The organism is Mixta mediterraneensis, assembly GCF_030283135.1.
In the GTDB taxonomy this organism is placed as follows: Bacteria; Pseudomonadota; Gammaproteobacteria; order Enterobacterales; family Enterobacteriaceae; genus Pantoea; species Pantoea mediterraneensis.
The window spans coordinates 94,442-106,654 of sequence record NZ_JASUAZ010000001.1 but is presented as its reverse complement, the minus strand read 5'-3'; the positions used below and the strand labels follow the sequence as shown (position 1 = coordinate 106,654).

The 12,213-nt window shown below is 49.6% G+C and carries 13 protein-coding genes; 7 read left to right on the top strand and 6 right to left on the bottom strand.

Going from position 1 to position 12,213, the window contains the following annotated elements; translation table 11 throughout:
* Positions 1 to 104: 104 nt before the first annotated feature.
* Both QRY16_RS00490 and QRY16_RS00485 read left to right on the top strand, forming a co-directional pair.
* Positions 105 to 1,469 (top strand): L-serine ammonia-lyase, encoded by a 1,365-nt coding sequence (locus tag QRY16_RS00490; RefSeq protein WP_193406636.1) that lies wholly within the window; start codon positions 105 to 107, stop codon positions 1,467 to 1,469.
* Positions 1,470 to 1,697: 228 nt separating this feature from the next.
* Complete coding sequence (locus QRY16_RS00485) at positions 1,698 to 3,260, top strand: cyclic di-3',5'-guanosine monophosphate phosphodiesterase PdeD (RefSeq protein ID WP_289775261.1); 1,563 nt, start codon at positions 1,698 to 1,700, stop codon at positions 3,258 to 3,260.
* Between the two features lie 64 nt (positions 3,261 to 3,324).
* On the opposite strand, the gene QRY16_RS00480 is transcribed toward QRY16_RS00485, so the two are convergent.
* Positions 3,325 to 4,890: a TerC family protein gene (locus QRY16_RS00480; protein WP_289775260.1), complete on the bottom strand. Its 1,566-nt coding sequence runs from the start codon at positions 4,888 to 4,890 to the stop codon at positions 3,325 to 3,327.
* 508 nt (positions 4,891 to 5,398) lie between these two features.
* On the opposite strand from QRY16_RS00480, the gene manX reads away from it, so the two are divergent.
* From manX to QRY16_RS00460, 4 genes are all read left to right on the top strand, one after another.
* Positions 5,399 to 6,364 (top strand): PTS mannose transporter subunit IIAB, encoded by a 966-nt coding sequence (gene manX, locus QRY16_RS00475; RefSeq protein WP_193406639.1) that lies wholly within the window; start codon positions 5,399 to 5,401, stop codon positions 6,362 to 6,364.
* Between the two features lie 66 nt (positions 6,365 to 6,430).
* Positions 6,431 to 7,231 carry a PTS mannose/fructose/sorbose transporter subunit IIC gene (locus tag QRY16_RS00470; protein WP_193406656.1) on the top strand — a complete coding sequence of 267 codons (801 nt, stop codon included), beginning with the start codon at positions 6,431 to 6,433 and terminating at the stop codon, positions 7,229 to 7,231.
* A gap of 14 nt (positions 7,232 to 7,245) precedes the next feature.
* Complete coding sequence (locus tag QRY16_RS00465; protein ID WP_193406640.1) at positions 7,246 to 8,091, top strand: PTS mannose transporter subunit IID; 846 nt, start codon at positions 7,246 to 7,248, stop codon at positions 8,089 to 8,091.
* Between the two features lie 81 nt (positions 8,092 to 8,172).
* Positions 8,173 to 8,631, top strand: a complete 459-nt coding sequence (locus QRY16_RS00460; RefSeq protein WP_289775259.1) for a DUF986 family protein — start codon at positions 8,173 to 8,175, stop codon at positions 8,629 to 8,631.
* Here QRY16_RS00460 and rlmA read toward each other — a convergent pair.
* The 5 genes from rlmA to QRY16_RS00435 form a co-directional block, all read right to left on the bottom strand.
* A complete protein-coding gene (rlmA, locus tag QRY16_RS00455) occupies positions 8,628 to 9,434 on the bottom strand; it encodes a 23S rRNA (guanine(745)-N(1))-methyltransferase (RefSeq protein WP_289775258.1) in 807 nt (268 codons plus the stop codon). The genes QRY16_RS00460 and rlmA overlap by 4 nt on opposite strands.
* Before the next feature lie 138 nt (positions 9,435 to 9,572).
* Positions 9,573 to 9,782, bottom strand: a complete 210-nt coding sequence (gene cspE, locus QRY16_RS00450; protein ID WP_003852684.1) for a transcription antiterminator/RNA stability regulator CspE — start codon at positions 9,780 to 9,782, stop codon at positions 9,573 to 9,575.
* Positions 9,783 to 9,864: 82 nt separating this feature from the next.
* A complete protein-coding gene (locus QRY16_RS00445; RefSeq protein WP_110866451.1) occupies positions 9,865 to 9,939 on the bottom strand; it encodes a DUF2627 domain-containing protein in 75 nt (24 codons plus the stop codon).
* A gap of 516 nt (positions 9,940 to 10,455) precedes the next feature.
* On the bottom strand, positions 10,456 to 11,466 hold the full coding sequence (locus QRY16_RS00440; protein WP_289775257.1) for an MBL fold metallo-hydrolase: 1,011 nt from the start codon (positions 11,464 to 11,466) through the stop codon (positions 10,456 to 10,458).
* 17 nt (positions 11,467 to 11,483) lie between these two features.
* Complete coding sequence (locus QRY16_RS00435; RefSeq protein ID WP_193406644.1) at positions 11,484 to 11,756, bottom strand: YebO family protein; 273 nt, start codon at positions 11,754 to 11,756, stop codon at positions 11,484 to 11,486.
* Positions 11,757 to 11,969: 213 nt separating this feature from the next.
* Between QRY16_RS00435 and QRY16_RS00430 the strand changes: the two genes are divergently transcribed.
* Positions 11,970 to 12,206, top strand: a complete 237-nt coding sequence (locus QRY16_RS00430) for a YobH family protein (RefSeq protein WP_289775256.1) — start codon at positions 11,970 to 11,972, stop codon at positions 12,204 to 12,206.
* Positions 12,207 to 12,213 lie beyond the last annotated feature (7 nt).

Genomic DNA, 12,213 nt, shown 5'->3' with positions numbered 1-12,213 from the left:
GTTTATTTCATGCGAAAACATGCTCACTTCCCTTTTGGGATGGTTACTATTAGCGCCATTAACTGCGACGGCAGGCTTAGAATAATTTGTGAGGAGTGTCACTGATGATTAGCGTTTTCGACATGTTTAAAGTGGGCATTGGTCCATCCAGCTCTCACACTGTCGGCCCAATGAAAGCAGGGAAACAGTTCGTGGATCTGTTAGCCGAACAGGGAAAACTGCATCAAGTGACGCGAATTGCGGTTGATGTTTACGGCTCGCTGTCATTGACCGGTAAAGGTCACCATACTGATATTGCCATTATTATGGGACTCGCGGGCGAATCACCGGAAAGCGTGGATATTGACGCTATTCCTGCATTCATCAAAGACGTCGGGCAACGTGAACGTCTGTTGCTGGCTAAAGGCGCGCATGAAGTCGATTTCCCACGTGAAGGCGGCATGGTATTTCGCAGCGATAACCTCTCGCTGCATGAAAATGGTATGCGTTTATTAGCGTTTACGGGCGATTTATTGATTCTGTCTAAAACCTATTATTCGGTGGGCGGCGGCTTCATTGTTGATGAAGAACATTTTGGTCAATCTGCATTAGATGAAGTTTCGGTTCCCTGGCCTTTTCACTCTGCCAAAGATTTGCTCGCGCATTGCCGTGAAACCGGCTTATCACTTTCTGGTTTAGTGATGAAAAATGAGTTGGCTTTGCATTCGCGGGACGAAATCTATGCTTACTTCACAACCATTTGGCAAACGATGCAGGCTTGTATCGACCGGGGTTTAAATACCGAAGGCGTATTGCCCGGTCCGCTGCGGGTACCACGTCGCGCCGCATCGCTGCGTCGCCTTTTAGTTTCCTCAACGAAACATTCTAACGATCCGATGAACGTGATCGACTGGGTGAATATGTTTGCGCTGGCGGTCAATGAAGAGAATGCGGCCGGTGGACGGGTGGTTACCGCGCCAACTAACGGCGCCTGCGGGATTGTGCCTGCCGTGTTAGCCTACTACGACCATTTTATTGAAACCGTCACGCCGGATATTTTTATCCGCTATTTTTTGGCGTCCGGTGCCATTGGCGTGCTGTATAAAATGAACGCGTCTATTTCAGGTGCAGAAGTGGGATGTCAGGGTGAAGTCGGCGTCGCCTGCTCCATGGCGGCAGCGGGTCTGGCAGAACTATTGGGCGGCAGTCCCGAACAGGTGTGTGTCGCGGCGGAAATTGGCATGGAGCATAACCTGGGTTTAACCTGCGATCCGGTTGCGGGTCAGGTCCAGGTTCCCTGCATTGAGCGCAATGCGATCGCCTCGGTGAAAGCCATTAATGCGGCGCGCATGGCATTACGTCGTACCAGCGAACCGCGCGTCTCGCTCGATAAAGTCATTGAGACGATGTACGAAACCGGTAAAGACATGAACGCGAAGTATCGCGAAACTTCACGCGGCGGCCTGGCAATTAAAGTTCAGTGTGACTAATTTAAGCGCAGCGTGAGCTGATCAAATAACGTGCAATCGTATTAAAATCCGCATCCTACGCTATCTCAGCCTCACAGAATTCTGTAGAGTGATTTTCCGCGCGATCTTAGGGTCGCGCTGTTTTTTAGTGCCGCTTTTTTTCAGAAGCACGGCCTAAATCTGGACCGTGTCGTGCCGATAATCACTCGTTACATTGGCTTTTTCTTGTTTTTGGGAAGGTGGTTACTGATGCTTATGGCCCAGCAATTTGTTGGACAGTTCAGACGCAAACGTTTATTTATTGCGTTAGTGATCGCCATTATCGTGCTTATCCTGACGCTGGCTTTCCGTTTTTTTGAAGAAAAGTCACGTATTCAACATCAGGCGCTCAATTTTGCGGATAACGCCATTATGCGTTTTGATCGGATGTTCTCGCCACTGGATGTTTCCGCTAACAATGCCCTGGGCCTGGTGGGCGTTCCCTGCCAGGCGATGCGCTTCCCGCTGATCGAAAAAATTTCAGCCTTACAAACCGTGCGCGCCATGCTGCTGGTAAAAAACGATACCATCTATTGTTCCAGTATTTACGGCCCGCGACATATTTCCTTTAGCCAGACCTATCCTGAAATAGCGCTTAACCATCAGCGCATGATTTTGTCGGTTGATACCTATTTATTGCAAGGCTCGCCGGTTTTGCTGCTCTGGACGCCAAAAAGCCTGGATAACCGTTCGGGCATTTTGCAGGTCGTTAATATAGAGTTGATGAGTAATTATCTGCTTGAACCGCAATTACCCTGGGTTGAACGGGCAATTCTTAATGTAAATGGCGAAAGCCTGGAATATGGCAATCCGCTGATAGAACCCACCGTGCCTTCAGACGACGAGGTGAGTTATAACAAGGCTTCGTTACGTTACCCGTTTACTATCACGCTTTATGGTCCATCACCGTCACGGCTGGCGCTGGCAACGTTGCCCTCCCAGCTGCCGCTGGCACTGTTGTTGAGCCTGCTGATGGGTTATATCGTTTGGCTTGCCACCGCCAACCGCATGAGCCTGAGCTGGCAAATTAGTTACGGCATCACCGCCAATGAATTTATGGTGTATTGCCAGCCGCTGATCAATGCCAAAACCGGTGAATGTGATGGCATTGAGCTGCTGTTACGCTGGCACAATGCACGACAGGGCTGGATTGCGCCAGATGTGTTTATCCCGCTGGCCGAACGCCAAAACTTAATCGCCCCTCTTACCCGCTTTGTGTTTAATCAGGCTGTGGCCCATCTACCCCAGCTTCCGCGCTGCCCGTCATTCCATATTGCGGTTAATGTCGCGGCCAGCCACTTTCGCGATCAGGCTATTTTGGACGATCTCCATAAACTTTGGTGGCCAGCCAATCCGGTTCCTAAGTTAGTGGTGGAATTAACCGAGCGGGATGCTTTACCGGTCGTCGATCAGTCGGTTATTTCTCAGCTACATGAAATTGGCGTCAGACTGGCGATTGATGATTTCGGCACCGGGCACAGTTCATTGTCATATCTGAAAGATTTACAACCAGATGTGCTTAAAATCGATAAAATTTTTACCGCCGCTATTGGCACCGATGCAATTAACGCCACCGTGACGGATATGGTTATTTCACTGGCACAGCGGCTGAATATTAGTTTGGTTGCTGAAGGGGTCGAGACAGCAGAACAGGCGGCTTATCTGCGCGAGCGCGGTGTCGATCATCTGCAAGGCTATTTCTATGCGCGTCCCATGCCGCTGGGAGATTTTCCGGCATGGCTGAATCAGCATAAGACGGATATTGAAGCCTGATTCGCCTTTTTCGGCACAAGCAGCGCACCGTTGAAGGGTGCGCTTTCATTCACCTTAGCGCCATTTATGCGCCATCTTCCTCATCTTCATGCGGTTTGTCTTTGGTCACGCGGACCAGGTCAACGCGATAATCAGTTGCTTCGATAATCTGGAAGTGAAGCGGTTCAATATCAATCACTTCTCCCGGTAGCGGCAACTGGCCTTTCTGAGCAATCAATAAACCCGCCAGCGAGGCATGATCCTCTTCTGGATCGACCAGCTCATGAAAATCGAGTAACTGCTGTAATGAATGCAAATCCGTACCGCCCTTTACCAGCCAGCCATCACCATCCGCAATAATATCGGGTGTCTCGTCCTCATCCGGGAATTCCCCGGCAATGGCTTCCAGCACGTCCAGTGGTGTGATTAAGCCCTGAACCACGCCGAACTCATTGGTGATAATGACAAAACTTCCCTTGGCTCGGCGCAACACGCCCAGCAGGTTGATAGGATCCAGCGTTTCTGGCACCACAATGGCAGGCGTGCTGGCAGCAAAGGTGGCAACGTCCATGCCATGTTCCAGTGCCACCAACAACTCTTTGGCACGCACCACGCCAACGATTTCATCCAGTTCGCCGCGACATACCGGAAACAGACTGTGAGGCGTATCAAGGAGTTGAATGCGAATTTCATCCAGCGGACGGTTTGCATCAACCCAGGAAATGTCACCGCGTGGCGTCATTATGCTGCGAACTGAGCGTGATGCCAGCGTCAATACGCCGTTAATCATATAACGCTCTTCATCTTTAAACGCTTCCTGCGGCATGGCTTCCGTTAAGGATGACTCTTCGCTGGTTGCCGCCTGCGTACGGTTTCGCCCCCCCATCAGACGCAAAATAGCCTCTGCGGTACGCTCACGCAGCGGTCGATGTGACTGATGACGAATGAAATTGCGACGCGCAATCTGGTTAAACAATTCAATCAGAATCGAGAAGCCAATCGCGGCATACAGGTAACCTTTAGGAATATGGAAGCCAAAGCCTTCTGCCACCAGCGACAAACCGATCATCAACAGGAAGCTCAGACACAGCACAACGACGGTGGGATGGGCGTTAACAAAGTTAGTCAGCGGCTTTGACGCCAGCAGCATTATACCCATCGCAATCACGACAGCGGTCATCATCACCGGTAGATGGTTCACCATACCGACAGCCGTAATGACCGCATCAAGTGAGAACACCGCATCCAGCACCACAATTTGCGTCACAACTGCCCAGAAACTGGCGTAGCCACGATTGCCTGACCCATCAAGCGGACGATTTTCTAACCGTTCATGTAACTCCATTGTGGCTTTAAATAACAGGAAGATCCCTCCCGCCAGCAAAATCAAATCTCGCCCGGCAAAGCTGAAGCCACCTACGCTAAACAGAGGGCGTGTTAGCGTCACCATCCAGGATATCAGTGAAAGCAGCCCCAGACGCATCACCAGCGCCAGTGACAAACCGATCAGGCGCGCTTTATCACGCTGCTTCGGTGGCAGCTTATCAGCCAGGATGGCGATAAAGACCAGATTATCGATGCCTAAAACAATTTCCAACACGACAAGCGTTAATAAACCCGCCCAGATCGAGGGGTCGAATAGAAGTTCCATTAATGACTCCTGAATAAGGAACAGACTGAACGAAATCGTGCCCGCACCGTGAAGTGTGGCAAAGCAGCATTGGGATAAGCAGTGAAAACACCGTCAGGCGTGAGATGACGCGCCAGCAGGCGCAAAGAACAGGTTAAACGACGTCGATGACGATCCATAAGGGTGGGCTGATGCCCGTTACTCCTGAGTTATAAACAGATCGTTAATGTACCAGTTAGCATAAGGGCGTCAAAAAATTTTCTTACATTTACAATGAGCAACACAGGGGCATAAGCGTACAAAAAAATTAAATCGCTGACGCTACGCACCGAATAGCTGACAAACATCACATAATTTATTTTTTCGATCACTAAAATAAATCGCGAACTTATCGCCCATAAACCGATAACCGATGAATTACCCATCGTATCCAGATGATCTGGCTACGTTAATTTTTTAGTAACCGAAGCGATAACTCTTAACGGTTCATTAACTTCAGATGAACCTCTCTAGCGAACGGAGGTAGCACGTGACCATTGCGATTGTAATTGGTACACACGGCTGGGCAGCCGAACAACTGCTTAAAACCGCAGAAATGCTGTTGGGAGAGCAGGAAAACGTCGGATGGATCGACTTCGTGCCTGGCGAAAATGCAGAAACACTTATTGAGAAATATCAGGCGCGTCTGGCGGAATTAGATACCGCAAAAGGTGTGCTGTTCCTGGTTGATACCTGGGGCGGCAGCCCATTTAATGCCGCCAGCCGCATCGTGGTCGACAAAGAAAATTATGAAGTTATCGCCGGGGTTAATATTCCGATGTTGGTCGAGACGCTTATGGCGCGCGATGATGATCCGGGCTTCGAAGAACTGGTCGCCATCGCAGTTGAAACTGGCCGGGAAGGTGTAAAAGCCCTGAAAACCAAAGAGGAAGAGGCAGCTCCCGCACCCGCTAAGGCCGCCCCTGCTGCTGCACAGGCGCAAAAACCGATGGCACCTGGTGAGCATATGAAGATAGGCCTGGTTCGCATCGATGACCGTTTAATCCATGGTCAGGTTGCTACTCGCTGGACCAAAGAAACCAACGTGTCACGCATTATTGTCGTAAGTGACGAAGTAGCCAACGATCACGTGCGCAAAACCCTGTTGACGCAGGTTGCACCGCCGGGCGTAACGGCCCATGTTGTCGATGTCGATAAAATGGTGCGCGTATGGAATAACCCGAAATACGGGCAGGATCGCGTTATGTTGCTGTTCACCAATCCCACCGATGTGTTGCGCATCGTTGAACAAGGAGTTGATGTTAAATCCGTCAATATTGGTGGTATGGCGTTCCGTCAGGGCAAAACGCAGGTAAATAACGCAGTATCGGTAGATGACAAGGACATCGCTGCTTTTCGAAAACTGAATGAACGCAATATTGAACTCGAAGTGCGTAAAGTCTCCAACGACCCGAAATTGAACATGATGGATTTGATTGCGAAGGTTAATGCGTAATTTACCGCCATCTGTGCCTGCGTAAGCGGGCTCATTTTCGCTATCCTGCTGAGGACAAGAAGTATGATGGAAATATCCACGCTACAAATTGTTTTAATATTTATCGTCGCCTGCATTGCTGGCATGGGATCGATTCTTGATGAATTCCAGTTTCACCGTCCGCTGGTCGCTTGTACCTTAGTTGGTGCGGTACTGGGTGATATGAAAACCGGGATTATCATCGGCGGTACGCTGGAGATGATTGCGCTGGGCTGGATGAATATTGGTGCCGCCGTTGCGCCTGATGCCGCCCTCGCCTCAATTATCTCGACCATTCTGGTTATTGCCGGAGGTCAAAGCGTGGGTGCAGGTATCGCGCTGGCAATCCCACTGGCAGCGGCCGGACAGGTGCTGACAATTATTGTGCGAACGATTACTGTCGCCTTCCAGCATGCTGCCGATAAAGCGGCTGAAAAAGGTAACCTGACTGCTCTTTCCTGGATTCACGTCTCGGCGCTGCTGCTACAAGCGATGCGTATTGCGATCCCTGCGTTGATTGTCGCTATTTCTGTCGGAACCAGCGCGGTTCACTCGCTGCTCAACTCAATCCCTGAAGTGGTTACCAATGGCCTGAACATCGCCGGTGGCATGATCGTAGTAGTCGGTTATGCGATGGTCATCAATATGATGCGCGCAGGCTACCTGATGCCGTTCTTTTATCTGGGCTTCGTTACTGCGGCTTTCACCAACTTCAATCTGGTTGCGCTGGGCGTAATAGGTGTCGTGATGGCAGTGCTGTATATCCAGCTCAGTCCTAAATATAACCGCGTGGCCGGTGCGCCTGCGGCGGGCCCGTCAGCTAACGACCTTGATAACGAACTTGATTAAGAGCAGGTGACAACATGGTAGATATTACAAAGATTGAAAAAAAACTGACGCCAGGTGATGTTCGCGCAGTATTTATGCGCTCAAATCTGTTTCAGGGTTCATGGAATTTCGAACGTATGCAGGCACTTGGCTTCTGTTTTTCAATGGTGCCGGTGATACGTCGTCTTTATCCAGAGAATAATGACGATCGTAAACAAGCAATCAAACGTCACCTTGAGTTTTTTAATACTCATCCTTATGTTGCCGCGCCAGTTTTGGGCGTCACCATGGCAATGGAAGAACAACGCGCTAACGGCGCAGCGATTGATGATGGTGCAATCAACGGCATCAAAGTCGGTTTGATGGGGCCTCTGGCTGGCGTGGGCGATCCGATTTTCTGGGGCACGGTGCGCCCGGTATTCGCCGCCTTAGGCGCCGGTATCGCCATGAGTGGCAGCCTGCTGGGGCCGCTGTTGTTCTTTATACTCTTTAACCTGGTACGCCTGCTGACCCGTTATTACGGCGTGGCCTATGGCTATCGCAAAGGGATTGATATTGTCAGCGATATGGGCGGTGGCTTCCTGCAAAAACTGACGGAGGGCGCGTCGATTCTCGGCCTGTTTGTCATGGGCGCGCTGGTGAATAAGTGGACGCATGTGAATATCCCGCTGGTGGTGTCACGAATTACTGACCAGACCGGGAAAACCACGGTCACTACCGTCCAGTCCATCCTTGATCAGCTGATGCCTGGCGTGGTGCCATTGCTGCTGACCTTCGCCTGTATGTGGCTGTTACGCCGTAAAGTGAACGCGCTGTGGATTATCGTGGGTTTCTTTGTTATCGGTATCCTGGGTTATTGGATCGGTTTCTTAGGTCTGTAAATATTGAAACGTCGGGGGCTTTAGCGCCCGACGTTTTAACGAAACAAAAGGCTGAAATAATGCACCGCCTGAGGAAGACATATGTCACTGACTGACACCATCATCACGCTGTGTATCGCGGCGCTGGTGGTTTTTGCCATCTATGATGAAGCTATTTTACCCCGTCGTAATGGCCCAACGCGTCTGTGCGTTTCGCTTCGCCGTCGGCACAAAATCGACAGTCTGATTTTTATCGGCTTGCTGTTAATCCTGCTCTGGAATAATGTCTCGCATCAAGGTCCACAGCTGACCACCACGCTGTTGCTGGTGCTGAGCTTCTTAGCCTTGTGGCTATTCTGGCTGCGCAAACCGAAGCTACTGATGAAAAATAACGGGCTGTTTTATGCGGGCGTATGGATTGATTACCGCCGTATTCAGCACATGAATCTTTCTGAAGACGGTATTCTGGTGATGCAACTTGAACAGCGTCGCCTGTTGATTGCCGTGCAGCAGCTTGACGATCTGGAGCGTATTTACAATACGTTAGTCGAGGCGTGCTAGTCACGCTGCCACAGCGTCAGGCTAAAATCAGCGTCACAGGCAAATTGCTGGCTTTGTTTTAATATCTGCCACACATCTTCCCGCGCGCGCCATGCAAATGGCGTCATTTGCAATAATTTAGCCGCTTCATCTCCGGTTAACGTCATATCATAACGCAGCGAATGTTGCCCTATTTGCCGGAAGTTCGCATAGACTTTTTCTTCCGGCGCATGCAGCGCCACTTCACGATAAATTAACGCTTTAAGCTGCTGTAAATGATATGCGCCCGGAGTCACCGTGAGGACTATTCCACCGGGTTTTATTACCCTGGCCAGCTCAGCTTCATTACACGGCGCGTAAATTCTGACTACACCCTCTAACGAGGCGTCGGCAAACGGTAAGCGTTGACTGGATGCTACGCAAAAAAGAATATCGCGGTAACGTCTGGCGGCCAGACGAATCGCCATTTTTGCCACGTCGAGACCATAAATCTGCCCCTGGGTAAAATTCGCAGCCATCGCCGCCGTGTAATAGCCTTCGCCACAACCTATATCCAGCAGACGCGCATCCTTCTGCACAAGATGCTCAGCAAGCAATTCCACCACCCGATCGCGTAACGGCTGATAATGCCCTGCCTGGAGAAATTCGCGCCGCGCCTGCATCATCTCCGCACTGTCGCCCGGCTCACGTGAATTTTTATGTTGAACGGGCAACAAATTGACGTAGCCTTCTTTCGCCTGATCGAATTGATGATGATTGTCACAACGCCAGCTGCGATCGACAAGCATAAGGGGAAGATGACATAACGGACAAATCAACGACATGAAACACTCCGGAAGAAAATGACGCGCCGAAGTGTACTCTGAACCCTGCCGCATCGAAAGCATAAAGAAAGCCCCGGCCAGATAGCCAGGGCTTTAAGATTCGTGTCAGGGTGCAAGGCACCGAGTCAGTGAACGAAATTAGATAGCAGTTACGTTAACTGCAGCTGGGCCTTTCTGGCCGTCCTGAATTTCGAACTCAACGCTTTGGCCTTCGGCCAGAGTTTTGAAGCCATTGCCCTGGATAGCAGAGAAGTGTACGAACACATCTTTGCTACCGTCAGCAGGAGTAATGAAACCAAAACCTTTAGACTCGTTGAACCACTTAACCTGACCTTTAATCTTTGCCATTTTGCAAATTCCTTAGAGTGTTTATTTTGCCCGGAGGCCGACCTACAGAGAAACCAGAGACATTACTGAATGAGGCACTTATTTAAGGTTCGGCAAGGAAGCGGTATTCAACGTCAACGTCTTTACTCGTAACTTCTTTACTGAAGATGCCATACATAAACAGAACTGTACCTCGTTTAACCCACGAATTGTTATCACATATCCGTTAATTAATGGCAAGCCATTTTTCAGAGGGAATTGAAGCTTCACGCATAATTGCCAAACAGCTCGCAGAGTTTGTCCTTTTTGGTACAAAACACAGTCAGCGTTTATTACGAAAATTATAAGGATACGCTATTTGCCTGTCCTGCTTAGCACTGACAATCGATCAACCTGGCACTCATTCTGCCCGACCCAATAGATCACCTTATAAAAAATATATTGCATAAATATGGCATCATAAAAGTTAATTAATGTCGCGCTAACACTAAACAAAGATAAGCGAAACGTTAAACCTGTACAGCACAATTTAATCCATACATCCTGCATAAATTATTGCACCACAATCAGGAAACGTTTTTTACCTGCTCCAAATAAAAGCAATGGCGCACATTTTGTTTATTATATTTTTTCCTTTGGATAGGAAAAATCCCTTCTGGAAAAACGCCATTATACGTAACTAATCAGTATAATTTTAGGAATTTTCCTGGTTTATATTCTCCAGACTTCGGCTTTCACCTATTCGCCATGCTGAGAAACGTGCATTCACCTCGCCCGCATTTTGCAATGCACGCATAAGTTCAGCAGGCGGTTCATCAATGGATTCATCAGCCAGCTCAAATACGCCCCAGTGAATCGGGATCGTCATGGGCTTACCTATCGCACGCCATAATGAAACAGATTGTTCAGGGTCCATGTGTTGACCACCCATGAACCATTTTGGTGCATAAGCGCCGACAGGCAATGCGGCGAGGTTAAAAGGCCCGAGTCGATCAACAATTTCAACCAGCTTTTCTGAATATCCGCTGTCCCCTGAAAACCAGAAACGCAATGTCGGTGTTCTGATCACCCATCCACACCACAAAGAACGGTTCCGGTCGTAAAGCGTTCTCATACTCCAGTGACGAGCAGGAACGGCATCAATGCGAATATCAGCAAACTCGGTATGCTGCCACCAGTCAAGTTGATGCACATGCCGCACGCCATTTTTCTGACACCAGCGGCCCAAACCCAGCGGCACAATAAAGGTAGCCTGTGGGAAATGCCGCATGATTCGTTTTACCGTGGGTTTATCGAGATGATCATAATGATTATGCGAGATTAAGACGTAATCCAGGCGTGGTAAATGACGGATGTCCAGCGGCACCGGCGTTTTACGCTGCGGCCCAATAAAAGGCAACGGCGATGCGCGCTTCGACAGAGCAGGATCAATCAACACATAGTGCTTGTTCAGACGTAAAAGCAGCGCGGCATGACCCAGCCACCAGACGCGATCATCCTCTCCGCTCAGGTCTGCGGGATGCCACCAGTGTTTGATAAAAGCAGGATAGCCAGCCTGCGGTGGGTATGGCAGGCCCTGTGCTTTTCGCTCTTTGCGCCAGCGTTGTAAATCACCCTCCTGGCGCGAATCAGGTTCAAGATTGCGGAAGCCTTCAGGCGTATGGTGTCGTTTACTTCCATCAAACCAGGGATTTTTCCAGGCCATCCAGCCTCCATGTATGATTAACGTTCTGGAATCAACCGGATAAAATCGCGCTTATCCGTTCCTTCTCCGCTTTTCTTTCCTTCATAACCCGGCTGGGCATCAACCAGACGGCGTAATAAGGTATTTTGTTTTTTCTGCTCTTCCAGCAAAGATTCCAGCAACTGAATCTGCTCGCTGGCGCGAACGCTGGAGCGGTTAACAAAAAACCAGGCGATAAACGCCACCAGCAGGATGATAACCAGCACGCCGTAACTTACCAGCGGACCAGAATTTGCGGCTACTTCATTCATAACGGCCTCGTCTTATAAAAACGCCTATCAAACAACGGTTCAACCGCACATTCTACGCTGAGCAAGAGAAAATGATAATGGGTCTGGCTGCAATGCAGATTTTCCCGTTTCAGTTATCTCTGATCGCTCCAGCGAGAAAAGCGAGGCATGCTGTTATTATTACGAGTAGCAGCAATAAGTGGATAGCTGCGTTATGTATCACAAGGAGACAAAATGAAATTCTTTATGCGGGCGATCGTCGTGATTGGCATTATCTGGCTGGCAATGCTTTTCACCGGTTACGGTGTGTTAACAGGCAGCAATAAGAACGCTGCGGGATTGGGATTGCAGTGTAGTTACCTTACGGCGCGTGGCGTAATTACAGCCCAATATCTGCACACTGACAGCGGCGTGGTAGGCGTTACCGATTGCCCGGTACTGAAGAAAAGTGGTGAAGTGGTAGATAATTAGCAAAACA